Source organism: Sphingomonas kyeonggiensis (genome assembly GCF_014196745.1).
GTDB classification, from domain to species: domain Bacteria; phylum Pseudomonadota; class Alphaproteobacteria; order Sphingomonadales; family Sphingomonadaceae; genus Sphingomonas; species Sphingomonas kyeonggiensis.
This window is the reverse complement of sequence record NZ_JACIEH010000001.1, coordinates 397820-417436: the sequence shown is the minus strand read 5'-3', so window position 1 is coordinate 417436 and position 19617 is coordinate 397820. Positions and strand designations below refer to the sequence as shown.

The 19617-nt window shown below is 67.2% G+C and carries 22 protein-coding genes; 19 read left to right on the top strand and 3 right to left on the bottom strand.

Features of this window, described 5'->3' with window-relative positions:
• The first annotated feature begins 68 nt into the window (after window positions 1-68).
• The 11 genes from GGR46_RS02045 (at window position 69) to GGR46_RS01995 (ending at window position 10759) form a co-directional block, all read left to right on the top strand.
• Window positions 69-1265: an ATP-binding protein gene (locus tag GGR46_RS02045; RefSeq protein WP_183994092.1), complete on the top strand. Its 1197-nt coding sequence runs from the start codon at window positions 69-71 to the stop codon at window positions 1263-1265.
• Between the two features lie 107 nt (window positions 1266-1372).
• On the top strand, window positions 1373-2416 hold the full coding sequence (locus GGR46_RS02040; RefSeq protein WP_183994090.1) for a substrate-binding domain-containing protein: 1044 nt from the start codon (window positions 1373-1375) through the stop codon (window positions 2414-2416).
• Between the two features lie 52 nt (window positions 2417-2468).
• On the top strand, window positions 2469-3845 hold the full coding sequence (gene pstC / locus GGR46_RS02035) for a phosphate ABC transporter permease subunit PstC (protein ID WP_183994088.1): 1377 nt from the start codon (window positions 2469-2471) through the stop codon (window positions 3843-3845).
• Window positions 3838-5139: a phosphate ABC transporter permease PstA gene (gene pstA, locus GGR46_RS02030; protein ID WP_246425872.1), complete on the top strand. Its 1302-nt coding sequence runs from the start codon at window positions 3838-3840 to the stop codon at window positions 5137-5139. The genes pstC and pstA overlap by 8 nt, the downstream gene beginning before the upstream one ends.
• Entirely contained in the window at window positions 5139-5927 is a 789-nt protein-coding gene (gene pstB / locus GGR46_RS02025) for a phosphate ABC transporter ATP-binding protein PstB (RefSeq protein ID WP_183994086.1), read from the top strand. Before pstA ends, pstB begins: the two co-directional genes overlap by 1 nt.
• An 11-nt stretch (window positions 5928-5938) precedes the next feature.
• Window positions 5939-6640, top strand: coding sequence for a phosphate signaling complex protein PhoU (gene phoU, locus GGR46_RS02020; RefSeq protein ID WP_183994084.1), 702 nt, complete (start codon window positions 5939-5941; stop codon window positions 6638-6640).
• A 19-nt stretch (window positions 6641-6659) separates the two neighbouring features.
• Complete coding sequence (gene phoB, locus GGR46_RS02015; protein ID WP_086128782.1) at window positions 6660-7352, top strand: phosphate regulon transcriptional regulator PhoB; 693 nt, start codon at window positions 6660-6662, stop codon at window positions 7350-7352.
• 195 nt (window positions 7353-7547) lie between these two features.
• Window positions 7548-7841: a hypothetical protein gene (locus GGR46_RS02010; RefSeq protein ID WP_183994082.1), complete on the top strand. Its 294-nt coding sequence runs from the start codon at window positions 7548-7550 to the stop codon at window positions 7839-7841.
• A gap of 109 nt (window positions 7842-7950) precedes the next feature.
• The gene (locus GGR46_RS02005) at window positions 7951-8370 is read left to right on the top strand and encodes a Fe-S oxidoreductase (protein WP_183994080.1); all 420 of its coding nucleotides are present in this window, start codon (window positions 7951-7953) and stop codon (window positions 8368-8370) included.
• 199 nt (window positions 8371-8569) lie between these two features.
• A complete protein-coding gene (locus tag GGR46_RS02000; RefSeq protein ID WP_183994078.1) occupies window positions 8570-9463 on the top strand; it encodes an SDR family NAD(P)-dependent oxidoreductase in 894 nt (297 codons plus the stop codon).
• A 186-nt stretch (window positions 9464-9649) separates the two neighbouring features.
• Window positions 9650-10759 carry a hypothetical protein gene (locus GGR46_RS01995; RefSeq protein ID WP_183994076.1) on the top strand — a complete coding sequence of 370 codons (1110 nt, stop codon included), beginning with the start codon at window positions 9650-9652 and terminating at the stop codon, window positions 10757-10759.
• A 92-nt stretch (window positions 10760-10851) separates the two neighbouring features.
• Here GGR46_RS01995 and GGR46_RS01990 read toward each other — a convergent pair whose 3' ends face one another.
• Window positions 10852-11745: an EamA family transporter gene (locus tag GGR46_RS01990; RefSeq protein WP_183994074.1), complete on the bottom strand. Its 894-nt coding sequence runs from the start codon at window positions 11743-11745 to the stop codon at window positions 10852-10854.
• 110 nt (window positions 11746-11855) lie between these two features.
• On the opposite strand from GGR46_RS01990, the gene GGR46_RS01985 reads away from it, so the two are divergent.
• The gene (locus tag GGR46_RS01985) at window positions 11856-12338 is read left to right on the top strand and encodes an Lrp/AsnC family transcriptional regulator (protein ID WP_183994072.1); all 483 of its coding nucleotides are present in this window, start codon (window positions 11856-11858) and stop codon (window positions 12336-12338) included.
• 52 nt (window positions 12339-12390) lie between these two features.
• Here the strand turns inward: GGR46_RS01985 and GGR46_RS01980 are convergent, their stop codons facing one another.
• Complete coding sequence (locus tag GGR46_RS01980) at window positions 12391-12729, bottom strand: DUF2794 domain-containing protein (protein ID WP_183994070.1); 339 nt, start codon at window positions 12727-12729, stop codon at window positions 12391-12393.
• A complete protein-coding gene (gene epsC, locus GGR46_RS01975) occupies window positions 12730-13419 on the bottom strand; it encodes a serine O-acetyltransferase EpsC (protein ID WP_183994068.1) in 690 nt (229 codons plus the stop codon).
• Window positions 13420-13575: 156 nt separating this feature from the next.
• On the opposite strand from epsC, the gene GGR46_RS01970 reads away from it, so the two are divergent.
• The 7 genes from GGR46_RS01970 (at window position 13576) to GGR46_RS01940 (ending at window position 19614) form a co-directional block, all read left to right on the top strand.
• Window positions 13576-14337, top strand: a complete 762-nt coding sequence (locus GGR46_RS01970) for a sulfite exporter TauE/SafE family protein (RefSeq protein WP_183994066.1) — start codon at window positions 13576-13578, stop codon at window positions 14335-14337.
• A 254-nt stretch (window positions 14338-14591) separates the two neighbouring features.
• Window positions 14592-14774, top strand: coding sequence for a hypothetical protein (locus GGR46_RS01965; RefSeq protein WP_183994064.1), 183 nt, complete (start codon window positions 14592-14594; stop codon window positions 14772-14774).
• A 92-nt stretch (window positions 14775-14866) separates the two neighbouring features.
• Window positions 14867-15394 (top strand): hypothetical protein, encoded by a 528-nt coding sequence (locus GGR46_RS01960; protein ID WP_183994062.1) that lies wholly within the window; start codon window positions 14867-14869, stop codon window positions 15392-15394.
• A 362-nt stretch (window positions 15395-15756) separates the two neighbouring features.
• Window positions 15757-16320 carry an alkyl hydroperoxide reductase subunit C gene (gene ahpC / locus GGR46_RS01955; protein ID WP_183994060.1) on the top strand — a complete coding sequence of 188 codons (564 nt, stop codon included), beginning with the start codon at window positions 15757-15759 and terminating at the stop codon, window positions 16318-16320.
• Between the two features lie 108 nt (window positions 16321-16428).
• A complete protein-coding gene (gene ahpF / locus GGR46_RS01950; protein ID WP_183994058.1) occupies window positions 16429-18006 on the top strand; it encodes an alkyl hydroperoxide reductase subunit F in 1578 nt (525 codons plus the stop codon).
• An 81-nt stretch (window positions 18007-18087) separates the two neighbouring features.
• Window positions 18088-18648, top strand: a complete 561-nt coding sequence (locus tag GGR46_RS01945; RefSeq protein WP_183994056.1) for a hypothetical protein — start codon at window positions 18088-18090, stop codon at window positions 18646-18648.
• Window positions 18649-18708: 60 nt separating this feature from the next.
• Window positions 18709-19614, top strand: coding sequence for a hydrogen peroxide-inducible genes activator (locus tag GGR46_RS01940; RefSeq protein ID WP_183994054.1), 906 nt, complete (start codon window positions 18709-18711; stop codon window positions 19612-19614).
• Window positions 19615-19617 lie beyond the last annotated feature (3 nt).

Genomic DNA, 19617 nt, shown 5'->3' with positions numbered 1-19617 from the left:
GAAGAAGAGGAACGGCGACGAAGTAGCGGGGTGACGAAAGGTTGAGCGCCCCCTAGAAGAGCCGCCACATGCCCTATTCCCCTGGTATCAAGGCGCTCGTGGCGCTCGGCATCGTCGCCGCCGGCGCGCTGGCGGGGCTGTTGCTGGGCGGCGACGTGCAGACCAGCCTGGTGATGCTGGTGTGCGGCGTCGCGGCCGTGCTGCTCGCCACCGCCGGCGCCGAGGCGCCGGGCACGTTCGATACCGCGCCGACCGTCAGCGAGGGGCCGGGCATCGCCGAGGTGCTCGACGCGATCGCCGAGCCGGTGCTGCTGATCGCCGACCGCCGGGTGACCGCCGCCAACCCGCCGGCGCGCACCCTGCTCGGCCAGCACATATTGGGCGAGGACGTCCGCGTCGCCATCCGCCATCCCGCCGCCGCCGAGCGGCTGATGAACACCAGCGACCAGAATCCGGGCGCGCCGATCCACCTGGTCGGCCTCGGCACGCGCGACCAGCGCTGGGAGATGCGGGTGACCGCGATCGCGGACGGGCGCCGGATCGTCCATCTGATCGACCGCACCGGCAGCTATGCCAGCGAACGCATGCGCGTCGATTTCGTCGCCAATGCCAGCCACGAGCTGCGCACCCCCCTCGCCTCGCTGCTCGGCTATGTCGAGACGCTGGAGGATGGCGCGGGCGAGGAGCCGGGGCTGCGCAAGCGCTTCCTGAAGATCATGCACGACGAGGCGCGCCGCATGCAGCGCCTGATCGACGACCTGATCTCGCTGAGCCGGATCGAGGCGGAGAAATATCGCGCGCCGGACAATCCCGTAGCGCTGGACGAGCTGATCGACGAAGTCTGCCTGGAGCTTTCGGGCGTGCCGCGCGCCGCCGATGTGGTGACCGAAGTGGCCGAGGTGCCTCCGGTGCGCGGTGACGCCTCGCAGCTCAGCCAGCTACTCCACAATGTCATCGGCAACGCGATGAAGTACGGCAAGGAAGGCACGCCGATCCTGGTCAGCCTGCTGCCCGAGGGCGAATCGATGATCCGCCTGACCGTGACCGACCAGGGCGACGGCATCGCCCCCGAGCATCTGCCGCGCCTGACCGAGCGCTTCTACCGGGTCGATGCCGGCCGCAGCCGCACGATCGGCGGCACCGGCCTGGGCCTGTCGATCGTCAAGCACATCGTCGAGCGGCACCGCGGGCGGTTCGACATCACCAGCACCGTCGGCAAGGGTTCGACGGTCACCGTGCTGCTTCCCGTCCAGCGCCTGTCATGACGCCGAGTGTCATCAACCTGTCACGCTAGAGTCCGAAGGGCGCGCTGGGGGGCGACCGTCCGGCGCATGCCCCCGTGATTCTCTCAACCCAGGGACAGGAGACGGCGATGCTTGGCAGACTTGCGCTTTTCGCGTTTTCCGCAGTGGCTCTCTCGGCTTGCGACGGTGGCGCGGTGCGCCCGATCCGCGCCGTGGGGTCCTCGACCGTCTTCCCCTTCACCACCGCGGTGGCCGAGGCCTTCGTCAACCAGGACAAGCGCCGCGCGGCGCCGGTGATCGAGTCGATCGGCTCGGGCGCGGGCTTCCGGGCGTTCTGCGAAGGCGTCGGCTCGCAATATCCCGACATCGCCAATGCCTCGCGCCGGATGAAGCGCACCGAATATGACCAGTGCCAGAAGAACAGCGTCGGCGAGATACTGGAAGTGCAGATCGGGCTCGACGGCGTGGTGCTGGCCGAGAGCAACAACGGGCCAAAGCTGAAGCTGAGCCGCAAGGACCTGTACCTGGCGCTCGCCGCCAACCCGATGGGCAAGCCGAACACCGCCAAGACCTGGCACGACGTCAATCCGTCGCTGCCGGCGATCCCGATCTATGTGATGGGCCCGCCCTCGACCAGCGGCACGCGCGACGCGTTCATCGAGCTGATGATGGAGCCGGGCTGCCTGGCCGCCTGGCCGGAGGCGAAGGCGAAGGCGAAGGCGATCAAGGACGGGCATGATCCCGCCAAGTTCCAGGACGCCTGCCTGCGGATCCGCGACGACGGCCCCTATGTCGACAAGGGCGAGAACGACAACCTGATCGTCCAGGGCCTGAGCCAGAACCCCAATGCGATCGGCATCTTCGGCTATTCGTATCTCGAGGAGAATATCGACCGGCTGCACGGCACCGAGATCGAGGGCGTGGGACCGACCAACAACGACATCGTCACCGGCAAATATCCCGGCGGCCGCCCGCTCTACATCTATGTGAAGAAGCGCCACATCAAGGCGGTGCGCGGGATGCAGGACTTCCTCGATCTCTATGCCACGATGTGGAAGCCCAAGGGCGAGCTGAACAAGCGCGGCCTGATCGCGGCACCCACCGACGTGCAGGACCAGTCCGCCAAAATCATCGCGGAGGGGATTGCGCTCGACCCCGCCCAGTTGCACTGAACGAGGACATCATCTCCCATTTCCTTGAATCCCGACCTGAGTTGACGTCCCGGTGAATGTCTTCGCGCTCCTGTTCGTCGTGGTGGGCCTTGGCCTGATCGGCTGGCTGACGGCGCGTGCGCGTGCCGTGCGGTTCGATCGCGGCGGACAGAAGCGGCTCCATTCGCTGCCCTCGCAGCATGGCTGGTACGTGGCGATGTGGACGGTGCTGCCGGCCCTGCTGTTCATCGCAGTTTGGAGCGCGCTGAGCCCGGCGCTGATCAAGGACCAGGTGCTCAAGTCGCCGGCGGCCAGCCAGCTCTCCGACTTCGCCTTCGAGCGCGACACGATCCTGGGCGAAGCGCGCGACGTGGCGCTGGGTCGCGCCGATGCGACCTTCGACGATACCGCCACCGCGCTGGTCGAGCCGATGCGCGCGGCGATCGCATTCTACGGCTGGACCGGCACCGGGATCGCGATCCTGCTCGCCTTTGCCGGCGGTGCCTTCGCCTTCACCCGGACCAGCCCGACCTTCCGCGCGCGCACCCGGGTGGAGCGCGGGCTGATGCTGATCCTGCTGCTCGCCTCGCTGATCGCGATCCTGACGACGGTGGGCATCTTCCTGTCGCTGTTCTGGGAATCGATGCGCTTCTTCGCGATGGTGCCGCCGCAGGACTTCCTGTTCAGCACGCACTGGAGCCCGCAGCTGATCGACCCGAACAATCCGGGCAAGTCGCTGGGCGCGGTGCCGCTGTTCTGGGGCACCTTCTTCATCGGCGCGGTGATCGCGATGCTGGTCGCCATCCCGTTCGGCCTGATGAGCGCGATCTACCTCACCCAATATGCCGCACCGCGCGTGCGCCGCTGGATGAAGCCGCTGCTCGAGATTCTCGCCGGCGTGCCGACCGTGGTCTATGGCTATTTCGCCGCGCTGACCGTGGCGCCGGCGGTGCGCAACCTGGCGGTGTTCCTCGGCATGCCCTTCGCCTCGGCCGAGAGCGCGCTGGCGGCCGGCCTGGTGATGGGGGTGATGATCATCCCGTTCGTCTCGAGCCTTGCCGACGACTCGATCGCCGCGGTGCCGACCGCGATGCGCGACGGCAGCCTGGCGATGGGCGCGACCAATTCGGAGACGATCTCGCGCGTGCTGCTGCCCGCGGCGCTGCCGGGCGTGGTGGCGGGCGTGCTGCTCGCCGTCAGCCGCGCGATCGGCGAGACGATGATCGTGGTGATGGCCGCGAGCGGCGCCGCCAACATCACGCTCAACCCGTTCGAGAGCGCGACCACCGTCACCAAGCAGATCGTCGACCTGCTGACCGGCGAGAGCGAGTTCGACAGCCCCAAGACGCTGGCGGCCTTCGCGCTGGGCCTGACACTGTTCGTGATCACCCTGCTGCTCAACATCGTCGCGCTGCGCGTCGTGAAGAAGTATCGCGAAGCCTATGAGTAAGCGCGTCGCCTCCCCTGCTCCCGCGCCCGAGCGGACGCCGACCGACTGGAAGAGCGCGGCGATGCAGAAGCGCATCCGCCGCCGCTATGCGCGCGAGCGGCGCTTCAAGCTGTTCGGGATGATGGCGGTGATCCTCTCCGCCGCCTTCCTCGCCTTCCTGATCGCGACGATGATGGCCAATGGCGCGCGCGGCTTCACCCGCAGCGAAGTGGCGCTGCACTTCGACTTCCCGAAGCTGGGCATCGAGATCGACCGTTCGCACCTCAAGACCCCGGGTGCCGACCTGGCGCTGGCCGGGGCCGGGCTGCAGGACAAGGTCGAGACGCTGGCGACCAGCCCGGCAGGCTATTCGCTCGCCTCGAACAGCGCCTGGGTGACGGTGCGCGACAGGATCAAGGCGCATCCCGCGATCCTCGACGGCAAGGCGACCATCTGGGTGCCCGCCTCGACCGAGCTCGAGATGGGATCGCGCGGCGAAGGCCCGGCGAACGTCCAGGCGGATGCCCGCAAGCTCAGCCAGGCGGGGCAGCTGCGCACCGGCTTCAACTGGGGCTTCTTCAGCGCGAGCAATTCGAACGATCCGGTGGCGGTGGGCATCTGGGGGGCGCTCAAAGGCTCGCTGCTGACCATGCTGGTGACCTTCCTGATCGCCTTCCCGGTCGGCGTGCTCTCGGCGATCTATCTCGAGGAATATGCCCCGAAGAACCGCTGGACCGACCTGATCGAAGTGTCGATCAACAACCTGGCGGCGGTGCCCTCGATCATCTTCGGCCTGCTCGGCCTGGCGGTGTTCCTGGGCAGCTGGCAGATCGGCGGCCACACTTTCGGCCCGCTCTTTCCGCGCTCGGCGGCGATCGTCGGCGGGCTGACGCTCGCGCTGATGATCATGCCGGTGATCGTCATCGCCAGCCGCAACGCGATCAAGGGCGTGCCCCCGTCGATCCGCGACGCCGCATTGGGCATCGGGGCGAGCCGGATCCAGGTGGTTTTCCACCATGTCCTCCCCCTCGCCATGCCGGGCATCCTGACCGGCACGATCATCGGCATGGCGCGTGCGCTGGGCGAGACCGCGCCGCTGCTGCTGATCGGCATGCGCGCCTTCATCGTCACCCCGCCGAGCGGCTTCACCGATCCGGCCACCGTGCTGCCCGTCCAGATCTTCCTGTGGTCCGACGAAGTCAGCCGCGGCTTCGTCGAGAAGACCTCCGCCGCGATCCTGGTGCTGCTGGTGTTCCTGCTCGCCATGAACGGGCTCGCCATCTATCTTCGCAACAAGTTCGAGACCCGCTGGTAATGACCGACGCCACTCCCTTTCCCACCGGCACCGGGCACAAGATGTCCGCCCGCGGCGTCAGCGTGTCCTACGGCGACAAGCAGGCGATCCGCGACGTCTCGATCGACGTCGACATGGACCATGTCACCGCGTTCATCGGCCCGTCGGGCTGCGGCAAGTCGACCTTCCTGCGCACGCTCAACCGGATGAACGACACGATCGCCAGCGCCCGGGTGACCGGTGAGATCACGCTGGACGGCGAGGACATCTATTCCTCCGCGATGGACGTGGTGCAGCTGCGCGCCCGCGTCGGCATGGTGTTCCAGAAGCCGAACCCCTTCCCCAAGTCGATCTACGAGAATGTGGCGTACGGCCCGCGCATCCACGGGCTGGCGGCGTCGAAGGGCGCGCTGGACGGGATCGTCGAGCAGTCGCTGCGCCGCGCCGGCCTGTGGGACGAAGTGAAGGACCGGCTGAGCGACAGCGGCACCGCGCTTTCGGGCGGCCAGCAGCAGCGCCTCTGCATCGCCCGGGCGATCGCCGTCGACCCCGAGGTGATCCTGATGGACGAGCCCTGCTCGGCGCTCGATCCGATCGCCACCGCCAAGATCGAGGAGCTGATCCACGAGCTCAAGGGCCGCTACGCCATCGTGATCGTCACCCACAATATGCAGCAGGCGGCGCGCGTCAGCCAGAAGACCGCCTTCTTCCATCTCGGCCAGCTGGTCGAGTATGGCGACACCGACAATATCTTCACCGCGCCGAAGCAGGAGCGGACGAAGGATTACATTACCGGCCGTTACGGCTAAGAGCAGGCATCATGTCGACTGGCCAGGAACATACCGTAAAGGCGTTCGATCAGGACATCGGGCAGCTGCGCGCGCTGATCTCGCAAATGGGCGGGCTGGCCGAGCAGGCGATCGAGGACGCCATGCTGGCGCTGTCGCGCGGCGATGCCGAGCTGGCCAATGAGGTCCGCAAGAAGGACAAGCAGATCGACGCGATCGAGGCCGAGCTGGAAAAGCTCGTCGTCCGGGTGATCGCGCTGCGGGCGCCGATGGCGGACGACCTGCGCGAAGTGATCGCCGCGCTCAAGATCGCCGCGGTGATCGAGCGGATCGGCGACTATGCCAAGAACATCGCCAAGCGCGTGCCGCTGATCCATGCCGAGGGCGAGGAGCGGATCGACGTCGTCTCGATCCTGCCGTCGATGGGCCAGCTGGCCGCGGACATGGTCCATGACGTGCTCGACGCCTATTCGGCGCGCGATCCCGAGGCTGCGATCCGGGTGTGCAAGCGCGACAATGCGCTCGACGATTTCTATGATTCGATCTTCCGCACCCTTGTGACCTATATGGTCGAGAATTCGAGGACGATCAGCCAGGTGGCGCACCTGCTGTTCGTGGCGAAGAACCTGGAGAGGGTGGGCGATCACGCCACCAACGTGGCCGAGATGGTCTATTTCGCGGCGACAGGCGAATATATGGCCGAGCGCGAGACCGGCGAGGCCGGAGCGAACTAAGCGGGGAAACGGGGAAAATATGGCCCGAGTTAAGATGCTTCTCGTCGAGGACGACGCCGCAATCGCGGAACTGGTCGCCTATCACTTCAAGCGTGAAGATTATGAGGTGAAGCACACCCCGGACGGGGAGGAAGCCCTGCTCCTCGCCAAGGAGGCGACACCGGACATCGTGCTGCTCGACTGGATGGTCGAGGGGCTGAGCGGCATCGAGGTCTGCCGGCGCCTGCGCCGCATGCCCGAGACCGCGAACGTGCCGATCATCATGCTCACCGCGCGCGGCGAGGAAGAGGATCGCGTCCGCGGGCTCGAGACCGGCGCGGACGACTATGTCACCAAGCCCTTCTCTCCGCGCGAGCTGGTTGCCCGCGTCGGCGCGGTGCTGCGGCGCGTGCGACCGGCGCTGGCCGGCGAGGCGCTGACCTATTCGGACATCGAGATGGACACGGTGGGCCACAAGGTCCGCCGCGCCGGCGAAGTGGTGCAGCTGGGGCCGACCGAGTTCCGCCTGCTCAAGCACTTCCTCGAGCATCCGGGCTGGGTCTTCTCGCGCGAGCGGCTGCTCGACGCGGTGTGGGGCCATGACAGCGACATCGAGAGCCGGACGGTGGACGTGCACATCCGGCGCCTGCGCAAGGCGATCAACAAGGGCAACCGGCCGGACATCATCCGGACGGTGCGCTCGGCCGGGTACGCGCTGGACGCGGGGAACTAATATCCGTCATCCCGGCGAAAGCCGGGATCTCGTGCGGCTCTTGCCCCGCGCCTTCGCCTGAGATCCCGGCTTTCGCCGGGATGACGGTGAGGGGTCGCGGGTTTTTGATGACTTCGATTTCACGAAACCAACCCCTCCCCCTCGCGTTGCTGGACCGGGCGTAACGAACACGCCCGGTTTCAGGAGACGCACCCCATGAAGCTCCTTGCCATGGCAGCCGCGCTGACGCTCGTCGCCGGCGCCACGCACGCGCAGACCTCCGCGCAGAAGGCCGAAGCGCCGACCAACAACGACGCCAGCAAGCTGGGTGGCTATGCCCCGGCCGCGCCGCTGTTCAGCACCGGCACCACCCCGCCGCCCGGAACCCAGGTGGTATTCGTGCCGAGCACCCAGACGCCGAGCCAGGCCTTCCCGCCGCCGGCGCCCAGGGAAAGCTACCCGCTGTGCAAGCGCGGCCAGTTCGACGGCTGCCGCCAGCGCGGCGGCTGAGCGCCAGACGCCCCTTTTTGCGGGACCGAAATGTGCCGGGCGCGCAACGTCGTGCCCGGCACATGCGTTTTCGAGGGGTGCAGGGGGAGCGACAGAGAGGAAGTTTTCGATGAAGTTCATGCTCCTGGCCTCGGCCGCCCTTGCGATCGGCGGCACTGCCATCGCGCAGGACATGCCCCAGACCAATCCGCAGCAGCAGACGACACCGGCCACGCCGCCGGCTCCCCCGCCGCCGCCGACCGACGCGCAGACCGCCCCGACCCCGCCTGCGGAACCCGCGACTCCGGCCGATCCGGCAGCGCCGCCGCCGCCCGCGACCAACCCGCCGCCCGCCGCCCCGGCCATGCCCGCGGCGCCGGATGCGACGACCACGCCGCCCGCCCCGCCGGCCGCTCCCGCACCGGATACGACCGCGGACGCGGCGGCCCCCGCCGCCCCGGCGACCGCTGCCGCGCCTATGCCCTCGGACCCGAAGAGCTATCCGCGCTGCTCGAAGACCATCAAGGATCACTGCCGCCAGTCGCGGTGATTGACGCGCCTGGGGGGCGGGCCGCGCGCTCGCCTCCCCTTCGTCATCCCGGCGAAAGCCGGGATCTCGTGCGGCTCCTTCCCCGCGCCATCGCCTGAGATCCCGGCTTTCGCCGGGATGACGGTTTGGGGCGGGTGACGGTTTGGGTTGTCTCCCCCTCCCCGCCCTGCCTAAGCTCTCTTCCAAAGGAGAGAGCTGCATGACCATCGACTTCAAGGACCGCGTCGCCATCGTCACCGGTGCGGGCGGCGGGCTGGGCCGCGCCTATGCCCTCGAGCTGGCGAAGCGCGGAGCCAAGGTGGTGGTCAACGACCTGGGCGGATCGCGCGACGGCACCGGGCATTCGGACGCGGCCCTGAAGGTGGTCGAGGAGATCGAGGCGCTGGGCGGCGAGGCGATGTCGAACGGCGGCAGCGTCACCGACTATGCCCACATGGTCGCGATGGTCGAGGCGGCGAAGGCGAAATGGGGCCGGATCGACATCCTGATCAACAATGCCGGCGTGCTGCGCGACAGGAGCTTCGCCAAGATGGAGCCCGAGGACTTCAAGTTCGTCGTCGACGTCCACCTGATCGGCTCGGCCAACTGCACCAAGGCGGTGTGGGAGACGATGCGCGAGGCCAATTACGGCCGCATCCTGATGACCGCCTCCTCCACCGGGCTGTTCGGCAATTTCGGCCAGGCGAATTACGGCGCGGCCAAGCTCGGCCTGGCCGGCCTGACCAAGACGCTCTACCTGGAGGGCGCGAAATACGGGATCAAGGTCAACACGATCGCCCCGGTGGCGGGCACCCGGATGACCGAGGACCTGTTCCCCGAGGAAGCCTTCAAGGCCTTCGCGCCCGAGAATGTGGCGCCAGCGGCGCTGTTCCTGGTAAGCGAGGACGCGCCGACCAACCAGATCGTCGGCGCCGGCGGCGGGGTGGTCCAGGCCGCCTATGTGACGCTGACCCAGGGTGCGAAGCTGGAAGCGCTCACCCCGGAGGCGGTGCAGGCGCAATGGGCGCAGATCACCGACCGGACCGGGGAGATCGTGCCGGGGTCGGGCAGCGAGCAGACGATGCTGATTCTGGGGAAGCTGCAGAGGGGGTAAGCGTCGCCCCTCCCCTTTTCGTCATCCCGGCGAAAGCCGGGATCTCGTGCGACTCCTGTCCCGCGCCTTCGCCTGAGATCCCGGCTTTCGCCGGGATGACGGTGTAAGGGGCAGAAGCCAACCGACTCACCGTATTGCATCACTAATACACATCGGGTATATCCTCCCCCACAGGAGGAGACTGCCATGTATAGCGAGAGCGATCTGGCCAGTGCCGTGGAAGCGGGGGCGCTTTCCCCCGCCGCCGCCAATGCGCTGCGCAACTATGTCGCCGAGCGTCGATCGACGCCCGCGGTGGACGAAGAGCATTTCAAGCTGCTCACCGGCTTCAACGACATCTTCGTGGCGATCGCCGCCGCGCTAATCCTGGTCGCGGCCGGGCGCATCGGCGCCTATGTCGGCGAGCTGCTGATCGGCGCCGGGCCGGAGCCGCGCGTCATCGGCGGCAACATGATCGGCGGGGGCTTCGCCGTGGCCGCGACGAGCTGGATGCTCGCCGAATATTTCACCGCCAAGCGGCGCATGGCGCTGCCCTCGATCCTGCTGCTGTTCGGCTTTGTCGGCGGCGTGGCAGCCGGCCTTTCGGGCATCTTCGCCGCCAACATCCCCTGGATCGAGGAGCAGATGCATCTGGCGAGCGACCTGCAGAAGCAGCAGCTTGGCGCCGGCATCGCCGCTGTGGTCGGCCTGCTGACCGCCGCCGCGACCTTCGTCCACTGGAAGCGCTTCATGGTGCCGATCACCGTCGCCGCGGGCGCGCTGGTCGTGGTCGGCATGCTGGTCGCGATCGTGCTGGCGCTGGTGCCGCTGGCCAAGGACTGGGTGAACGAGATGCTGCTCGTCGCCGGCGTGGCGATGTTCTTCTTCGCGATGCGCTGGGACATGACCGACCTGGAGCGCCGCACCCGCCGCTCGGACGTGGCCTTCTGGCTTCACCTCGCCGCGGCGCCGCTGATCGCGCACCCGGTGTTCCACATGCTCGGCGTGTTCGACGGCGAAGTTACCGGCCCGGTCGCGGCGGTGGTGATCGCGCTCTACGTCGCCTTCGCCTTCGTGGCGCTGGCGGTCGACCGCCGCGCACTGCTCGTCTCCAGCCTGATCTATGTGCTCTGGGCGATGTACGCGCTGTTCCAGGCGACCGGTGCGGTCGAGCTGGCCGCGGCGCTCACCGCGCTGGTGATCGGATCGGCGCTGCTGCTGCTCTCGGCCTTCTGGCAGCCGGTCCGCCGCACGGTGGTCGGCCTGCTCGGCGGGCTCGAGGAGCGGCTGCCCCCTACCCAGATCGTGACGGCCTGACCTGACATAGGCCGTCTCGCGGAAAGCAAGGTCCCCAGCCCGGCTTTCCAGACCCTGACCCCTCCCGTGCCCCAAGGCGCGGGAGGGGTTTTTCATGCGGGTTGTTCGGCCGCCTCGCCCGGTCCCGCACTGGTCGCGGTGCCGACCGAGGAAAGGACGATCAGGCCGATGGCGAACCATTGGATCCCGGTCAGCACCTCGCCGAGAATGAGGAACGCCATCAGCGCGCCCACCGCCGGCTCGACGCTGAGCAGGGTGCCGAAGGTGTTGGCGGGCAGCCGGGGCATCGCGATCATCTCGAGCGCATAGGGAATGGCGCTGGAGACGATGCCGACGAGCAGGCCGAGCATCAGCGCCTCGGGCCGGAGCAGCGCCGCTCCGGCATGGATCACCCCGACCGGGGCCGCCAGGCAGGCCGCGATCAGCATGCCTCCGGCCGCCGCGGCGGGGCCGTGCGCCTTGCCGGCGTGACGGCCGGCGAGGATGTAGGTCGCCCAGCAGGCACTGGCGACGAGTGCGAGGGCGACGCCGCGCCAGTCGAGATGCGCCGCGCCCTTCCAGATCGGCAGGAGCAGCAGCAGGCCGATCACGGCGAGGCCGATCCACAGGAAATCGACCCGGCGGCGCGAGGTGAGCACCGCCACCGCCAGTGGGCCGGTGAACTCGATCGCGATCGCGATGCCGAGCGGGATATAGGACAAGGCCTTGTAGAAGGTCAGGTTCATCACCCCGAGCACCAGGCCGTAGGCGAGCAGCGAGCGCCAGCCGGCATCGAACCGGATCCGCCAGGGCCGGAATATCGCCGACAGGATCGCGGCGGCGAAGATCAGGCGGAGCGCGGTTGCGCCCTCCGGCCCGACCAGGGGGAAGAGCTTCTTGGCGAAGGTCGCCCCCGTGGTGACCGAGAGCACCGCGACGGCCAGCGCGGCCAGGGCGACGAGATCGAGGCGCGCGGAAGCGGCACGCGGAGCGGCGAGAGTGGACATCTGGTACTCGGAAGGTTGCTGTTATCGGGTCCGAGGATATGTTTTTCCGGCGATAAGAGTGGTTTATTTTAGCGCTTACGTGATAAATTTTATCGGCATAGGCTCGCAGAATGACGAAGATTGAACCGCTCGATTCGTTCGACCTGAAGCTGCTCGAGCTGCTGCAGGTCGATGTGCAGCAGCCGGTCGCGGCGCTGGCGGAGAAGGTCGGCCTGTCCGCCCCCGCCTGCTACCGCCGGATCCGACGGCTGCGCGAGACCGGGGTGATCGAACGCGAGATCGCGGTGGTGCGCCCGAAGACGCTCGGCTGGCCGCTGTCGATGATCGTGCTCGTCACGCTGGAGCGCGAGACTGCGGACACGGTGAGCGAGATGTTCGAGATCTTCCGCCGCGAGCCCGAAGTGATGGAAGCCTGGAACGTCACCGGCGACCATGATTTCGCGGTGCGGATCATCGCACGCGACATGGAGAGCTATGACGACCTTGTCCGCCGGCTCTTCTCGGCCGACGAGCGGGTGCGGACCTTCGAGACGCTGGTGGTGATCCGCGAGACCGGCGGGATGAGCCCGGTGCCGGTGGGATTGGGGCGGTAGCCAGGACGCAAATCTTCTCCCCTCCCTTGCAGGGGAGGGGAATTCAGCTGCCCTATTCCTCCACGAGCTTCATCAGCCGGCGCTCGACCGGGGCCAGGACCGGGCCCAGTTCGTGGCCGCGCTTGAGGATCGTGCCGCTTTCGTTGACCAGCGCCCACATGCCTTGGCGGTTGCGCAGGCTCGGGCGCTTCTCGATGCGGAATTCCGGACGCTCGGCAGTGCGCCGGAAGGCGGCGAAGATCGCGGCGTCGAGATCGAACGACATCGCATAGTCGCGCCAATGGCCGGCGGCGACCATGCGGCCGTAGAGATCGAGGATGCGGGTGAGCTCGGGGCGCTCGAAGCCGACCTGGCCGGGGCGTCCGAGGGGGAGCGGGGTTACGGTGCCCATCTACGCGCTGTCGCGCTGCTCCCCTTCCGTCCGCCGCTCGGCGAGGACGGCGTCGAGCCGCTTGCGCATCGCCTCCAGCTCGCAGCGCATCAGCTCGAGCTTCTGGGTCTGCGGATCGAAGACATCGCTGCAGGGCGTGCCATAGGGCACGAAATCCTTCTGCCACTTCTCGGCCTCGACCAGGGTCGGCTTGGCGGGGATGCCGACCATCACCGCGCCGGGCGCGACGTCCTTGGTGACCACCGCATTGGCGCCGACACGCGCCCGCTCGCCGACGGTTATCGGGCCGAGCACCTGCGCGCCCGAGCCGAGGATCGCGCCGTCGAGCAGGGTCGGGTGGCGCTTGCCGGCCACGCCATTGTCCGGGCTGGTGCCGCCGAGGGTGACGCACTGATAGATGGTGACGTCGTCGCCGATCTCCGCGGTCTCGCCGATCACGACGAAGCCGTGGTCGATGAAGAAGTTGCGGCCGATCTTCGCGCCGGGATGGATGTCGATCGCCGTCACGAAGCGCGACCAGTGATTCACCACGCGCGCGAGGAAATAGAGGCGATTGCGGAACAGTGCGTGCGCGATGCGGTGATAGCCGAGCGCCCAGACGCCCGGATAGAGCAGGATTTCCGCGCGCGATCGCGGCGCGGGATCGCGCGCCTTGATCGAATCTAGATACGCCACCAGGCGCTGGAACATGGCCGGTCCCCTTTTATCGGGAGTCCACATAATAGCTAAACCGGCGGAATTCCAGAATGGCCCATTCTGGGCTTGGGCGCGGTAAAGCGTATGTATCTTGTTGGAACGTTCCGGGGCCGTCATCCATTCCTTCCCGGCCCAACCTTCAAGGTACGAATGATCTTTGGAATCGACCTGACGCTCCTGCTGCCGTTCATCGCGGTCGGATTCGCGGCCCAGATGGTGGACGGCGCGCTGGGCATGGCCTTTGGCGTGATCTCCAATACCCTGTTGCTGAGCCTGGGGGTGCCGCCCGCGGCAGCCTCTGCCGGCGTGCACACGGTGGAGACGTTCACCACGGCCGTTTCGGGCATCAGCCATGCAGTGCACAAGAATGTGAACTGGAAGCTGTTCCTGCGCATCGCCGTGCCCGGGGTGATCGGCGGCGCGCTTGGCGCCTATGTGCTCTCGAACATCGATGCCAGCACCGCCAAGCCGTTCATCCTCGCCTATCTGACCGGCATCGGCTTCTATCTGCTGTGGCGCAGCCGCCATTATCCGCCCAAGGAGAAGTCGCCCAAGATCGTCGAGCCGCTGGGCCTGGCCGGCGGCTTCCTCGACGCGGCGGGCGGCGGTGGCTGGGGACCGGTGGTGACCAGCAACCTGCTCGTCCAGGGATCGAGCCCGCGCACCACGATCGGCACGGTGAACACCGCCGAGTTCTTCGTCACCACGACGATCTCGGCGACCTTCATCACCCAGCTCGGCTGGGGCGCCTTCACCCTGGCGACGGTGGGCCTGCTGATCGGCGGCGTGATCGCAGCACCGTTCGGCGCGCTGCTCGCCAAGCGGGTGGAGCCAAAGACACTGATGCTGCTGGTCGGCATCGTGCTGACGCTGACCAGCTTGTACAATCTTTACCTGGCGTTGGGGCGGTAGGTTCACGCGATCATCCCGACGGGTCTCACGGCCGTCCCGCGCCTCAAGCCGTCATCCCGGCGAAAGCCGGGATCTCGTGCGGCTCCTGTTCCGCGCTTCTGCCTGAGATCCCGGCTTTCGCCGGGATGACGGGAATGGGCGCAGGATGACGAATATTGCCGCGAGGATGGCTGTTGGTGACTTTACGCCTTCCTTACGCCCCGCCCCACATTCCCTCTCGAAGCTTTACGCCGATCCATCCCACATCCTCGCGCATGTGGGACAGCAGCAGGAACAGCCGCCACGGGCGGATACGGCGCGTCGGCGCGCAGGAAAGCAGATGGCAGCGGCGCTGGGGCCGGATCGTCGACTGGCTCGGCGCCTGCCGGCCGCTCGACCTGATCCTGGGCAGCATGATCGTGATCACCGTGATCGCGACGATCGCCCGGGCCCTGTGATGCCCTGATCCGGATCCGGACCATTCTCCTCCGGCGAGGCCTTGCCAAGCAGCCGGGATAGGAAGACCCTGCGGGCCGGAGGGGGACATTCGATGTTCTGGACGATCGGCCTGGCCATCGCGCTGGCGAACCTGCCCATGGCGGGCGCGGAGCTGAAATGCGGATTCGCAACGCTGCAGCAAGGCGATTTCGAAATGACCGTCGCCGCCGTGCAGCAGGATGCCCTGCCGGCAAGCGTCACCCGCGTTCAGCTCCAGTCCTTCGATGCCGGGCACGGCTTCGCGCTCGGCGCGGTCTATTCTCCTGAGGGGATGGCGCTGGGCCCACCCACCGAGCTGTTCGCCACCAGCCTCGTCGCGCTGGCGAGCGATGCCCAGGGCCCGGTCGAGCAGTTGCTGGCCTTCCCGGAAGGCGCGGCGAAGGAGGACGGGTCTCCGGCTGGATCGTCCATCGCCGCACGCCGCCGACAACCATTGCCAGCGCCTCGATCTCGATGGGCCGGGCCGGCACCACGATCGTCGATCATGCCAATCGGGGCGGTGCCTATCGAATCGAGCGGCGGGACAGGGATGGCAAGCTTCTCGGCGCGGGCATCGTGCGCCTTCCGGCCGACTCCGTGACGAGCGCACTCTTCCTGAAGGCGCGGACTGCCGCGATCGCAGCCCTCAAGCCCTGCCAGCTTCAGATGCGACTGGAGCCACCCCCGCCCATGCTGCCCCCCGCACAGCGGCCAAAATAGTCCTTTACACCTTGCGGCGCAGCAGGGTGCATCGCGGAACCCCACTTCCCCGCGCCATGTGAAGAGTGCGGTGTGACGCGCATAACTGCACGGCATTGCATATATATCATTCGATCAATCAGTTTATCGGAACTGATCGACTAAACCGATCAACACGACCGGCTATTCCAATTTCACATTGCGATGCAGCGGGCCTATCTCGCCATTGCAACAACAACCCCCGTTCTGGAGGAATACCAAGCAATGGCTCTCATCGGCAGCACCATCAAGCCGTTCACCGCGCAGGCCTATAAGGAAGGCAAGTTCGTCCAGGTCACCGACGCGGACACGAAGGGCAAGTGGGCGGTGTTCTTCTTTTACCCGGCGGACTTCACCTTCGTGTGCCCGACCGAACTCGAGGACCTGGCGGACATCTACCCGCAGCTCCAGAAGATGGGCGTCGAGGTCTACTCGGTTTCGACCGACACCCATTTCAGCCACAAGGCCTGGCACGACACCTCGCCCGCGATCGGCAAGATCAACTATTACATGCTGGGCGACCAGAACCACGTCCTGTCGACCAACTTCGACGTGCTCCGTGAGGGCCAGGGCCTGGCCGACCGCGGCACCTTCGTCGTCGATCCGGAAGGCGTGATCCAGCTGGTCGAGATCACCAGCGAGGGCGTTGGCCGCAACGCGGCCGAGCTGCTCCGCAAGATCAAGGCTGCGCAGTACATCGCAGCGCACCCGGGCGAAGTCTGCCCCGCCAAGTGGGAAGAGGGCGAGGCCACGCTGGCTCCGTCGCTCGACCTGGTCGGCAAGATCTGATCCCCCAGGCGCTCGCTAGCCCCCTTGCGGGCGCCCCCAGCGGCCCGGGACGGCAGTACACCTTCTGTCCCGGGCCGTTTTGTATCTGAATTCTGTGGAGTTTCTGCCATGCTCGACGCAAACCTGACCCAGCAGCTCAAGGGCTATCTCGCGAACATCCGCGAGCCGATCGAGCTGGTCGCCAGCCTCGGTGACGATGCCAAGTCGCGCGAGCTGGAGGAGCTGCTGAACGAAATCGCCGCGCTCTCGGACAAGGTCTCGGTCGTCCGCACCGATGACGACAGCCGCAAGCCGAGTTTCCTGATCCACCGCACCGGCACCGATATCGGCGTGCGCTTCGCGGGCCTGCCGATGGGGCACGAGTTCACCTCGCTGGTGCTCGCCCTGCTCCAGGTCGGCGGCCATCCGAGCAAGGCGGCGCAGGAGCTGATCGAGCAGGTGAAGAACCTGGACGGCGACTATGTGTTCGAAACCTATTTCTCGCTGACCTGCCAGAACTGCCCCGACGTGGTGCAGGCGCTGAACCTGATGGCGGTGCTCAACCCGCGCATCCGCCACACGTCGATCGACGGCGGGCTGTTCCCGGCCGAAGTCGAGGCACGCCAGGTGATGGCGGTGCCGAGCGTGTTCCTGAACGGCGAGCCGTTCGCCAGCGGCCGCATGGAGCTGGAGCAGATCGTCGCAAAGATCGACACCGCGGCCGGCGCGCGCACCGCCGCCAAGATCGCCGGCAAGGAGCCGTTCGAGGTGCTGGTGGTCGGCGGCGGCCCTGCCGGTGCCGCAGCGGCGATCTATTCGGCGCGCAAGGGCATCCGTACCGGCATCGCGGCGGAGCGCTTCGGCGGCCAGGTGCTCGACACCATGTCGATCGAGAACTTCATCTCGGTGTCGCACACCGAGGGGCCTAAGCTCGCCGCGCATCTGGAGCAGCACGTCAAGGATTACGACGTCGACATCATGAACCACCAGCGTGCCGCCAGGCTGGTGCCGGCCAGGCATGAGGGCGGGCTGCACGAGGTGGTGCTGGAGAATGGCGCGACGCTGAAGGCGCGCACCGTGATCCTCTCCACCGGTGCCCGCTGGCGGACGATGGGCGTGCCCGGCGAGGAAGAATATCGCAACAAGGGCGTGACCTATTGCCCGCACTGCGACGGACCGCTGTTCAAGGGCAAGCGCGTGGCAGTGATCGGTGGCGGCAATTCGGGTGTGGAAGCCGCGATCGACCTGGCCGGTCTCGTCGCGCACGTCACGCTGATCGAATATGACAGCCAGCTGCGTGCCGATGCGGTGCTGCAGCGCAAGCTGGGCAGCCTGCCGAACGTCAAGGTGATCACCTCGGCGCTCACCACCGAAGTGGCGGGCGACGGGCAGAAGCTCACCAGCCTGACCTACAAGGACCGCAACCACGGCACCGAGCATCAGGTCGAGCTGGAAGGCATATTCGTGCAGATCGGCCTGGTCCCGAACACCGAGTGGCTGAAGGACAGCATCGCGCTGTCGCCGCGCGGCGAGATCGAGATCGATGCGCGCGGCGAGACCTCGCAGAAGGGCATCTTCGCGGCGGGCGACTGCACCACCGTGCCCTACAAGCAGATCGTGATCGCGATGGGCGCGGGCTCGACCGCAGCGCTCTCGGCGTTCGACTATATGATCCGGCTGCCGGACGAGCTGAGCGAAGCAGCGTAACTTTTCCCTAAGGACGAATTGGAGGGCCGGGACGCGTTCCCGGCCCTTTTCCTTTGCGCGGGCGCGGGGCAGGATCGCGGCATGGCAGGCCTTCTCCCCCTGATGCTGGCCGTTGCTGCGTGGAGCGGCACGGCCGAGCATCGCACCGCCTTCGGATCGATGACACTTATCCAGGAGGAATGGACCCGCGATCCGGGCGAGCTGCCGATCATGCATGCGCCCAATGCCTGGAAGAAGCTCCACCTGCGCTGGGACGCGCGGGAGAGCGACATGTCGGTCGAGCTGCTCGACGATGGCCGGATCCTGCAGATCGGGGTCCGCGGCCATGACTGCCTGCAGGCGGCGACCTTCTATCACTATGCGCGGCGGACGGGCGAGCCTGCGTTGTGGCGGGACATGGTCGGCCAGCTCGATGCGCTGACCAAGGCCTGCCCGCGCGTTTCCGCGGAGCGAAGGGGCGCGTTGAACCGCGAGTTCGCGGCTGCGCGGGACGATTTCGTGGTCGGCGTCGAGGCGCTCAAGAAACGCGCGGCGACGGTGGTGGCGCGAGACCTGAACCGGTGCAGCTTCAAGAGCTTTCGCACGGGCCCGCGAGTGATCGTTCCCGACCCCAATGTCGGTGTTTGCGGGCCGATGCGGTAGCGGGGTGACTTGATCGTCCCACTCACTATATAAACGCCATACAATCGAAACAGGCGATCAATGGCGCAGACCACCTACCTACCCACGCTCAAGCAGCTGCAGTATCTCGTCGCGCTCAAGGACCATGGCCATTTCGGCCGGGCGGCGGAGAGCTGCTACGTCACCCAGTCGACGCTCTCGGCAGGTATCCGCGAGCTGGAGACGCTGATCGGCGTGGTGCTGGTCGAGCGGACGCGGCGGGTGGTGCGCTTCACGCCGCTGGGCGAGCGCATCGTAGAAAAGGCGCGGCGGGTGCTGCGCGAAGCGGACGAGCTGGGCGACCTGGCTCGCGCCGCCGGACGGCCGCTCTCGGGGGAGATGCGGATGAGCGTGATCCCGACGATCGCCCCCTTCCTGCTGCCGCGCATCCTGCCCAAGCTGCGCCGCGACTATCCCGACCTGAAGCTCTACCTGCGCGAGGAGACCAGTGGCCAAGCGTGCGAGGGGCTGAACCATGGCCGCACCGACTGCGTGCTGCTAGCCCTCCCCTATGCGTGTGGCGACGTGGAGACGGCGCCCTTGTTCGACGATCGGCTGTTCGTCGCCTATCGCGAGGGCGAGATGGATCCGAGCGCCTCGATCCGCCCGGCCGAGATCGACGAGACGCGGCTGCTGATGCTCGAGGACGGGCATTGCCTGAAGGAACATGCGCTGGCGGCCTGCAACCGGCCGGAGATGCGCGCCGAGGCGACGATGATGGGCACCTCGCTGCACACCATGGTGCAGATGGTCGACAACGGCCTGGGCGTGACGATGCTGCCGGAGATGGCGGTGGATGCGGGAATCCTAGACCACACCCAGGTCGCCGCGCGGCCGTTGGACGCGGACAATGCCTCGCGACGGATCGCGCTTGTGTGGCGGAAAGCCTCGCCGCGGGAGCGGGACTTCCGGTTGCTGGCGGACGTGCTGGCAGAGGCCAGGCCTTAACTC